Genomic DNA, 830 nt, shown 5'->3' on the forward strand with positions numbered 1-830 from the left:
GCCAGCTCCCCGACACTTTTCGCAGGCTGCCACGTCCTTCATCGCCTCTGACTGCCAAGGCATCCACCGTATACGCTTAGTCGCTTGACCATATAACCCCAAGTCGCCTCAGGGCCGATAACCATCACTTACGAGGTGATAATCATCGTACTGTCCAAACAACGCGTTCGCTTAATTGCCTCAACGACACATCTCGATTCGGTTTCGAACCAAGACGCTTGTCACTCGTTTACGTTTTCAATGAACACAAGAGCGGCCTCAATGCCGCCTCGTTTTCTAAAATCTTATGTGTGCGCTGCTTTCATTTCACGACGTATCACCAAAATGGTGGAGCCAGTCAGGATCGAACTGACGACCCCCTGCTTGCAAAGCAGGTGCTCTCCCAGCTGAGCTATGGCCCCAAGTGATTTAGTGGTGGGTCTGGGAGGACTCGAACCACCGGCCTCACCCTTATCAGGGGTGCGCTCTAACCACCTGAGCTACAGACCCGGGAGCATATTTCCGTGCCGCCATCCTTGGCGGCCTGCTTTGATGAGTGTTGACTCAAGGGCAGGGCCAAAGCGGCGTTTCGTGAGGAGTGCGGCCAGGGATGGCCGCTTCTGACGTTAAACAAAGCCGCTAAAAAGCAGCTTGCTTAGAAAGTCAGATCCCTCGCGACACGGATGTCGCGTGAAATTAAAGGCAGGTGTCTTGTGTGGACGTCTTGCGGGGAAAACTGATGTCGTTCTCGAAAGGAGGTGATCCAGCCGCACCTTCCGATACGGCTACCTTGTTACGACTTCACCCCAGTCATGAACCACTCCGTGGTCGTCGTCCCCCTTGCGGTTAGA

The 830-nt window shown here is 54.2% G+C and carries 2 tRNA genes and 2 rRNA genes; all 4 read right to left on the minus strand.

Annotated features, from left to right (window positions below):
- Positions 1-90, minus strand: a 23S ribosomal RNA gene (locus tag AC1DMY_RS20840); the annotation flags it as partial.
- Between the two features lie 235 nt (positions 91-325).
- Positions 326-401 (minus strand) — tRNA-Ala (locus AC1DMY_RS20845).
- Positions 402-412: 11 nt separating this feature from the next.
- Positions 413-489, minus strand: a tRNA-Ile gene (locus AC1DMY_RS20850).
- A gap of 241 nt (positions 490-730) precedes the next feature.
- Positions 731-830: ribosomal RNA gene (locus AC1DMY_RS20855) — 16S ribosomal RNA — on the minus strand; the annotation flags it as partial.

The organism is Dyella sp. 01L423 (assembly GCF_056399945.1).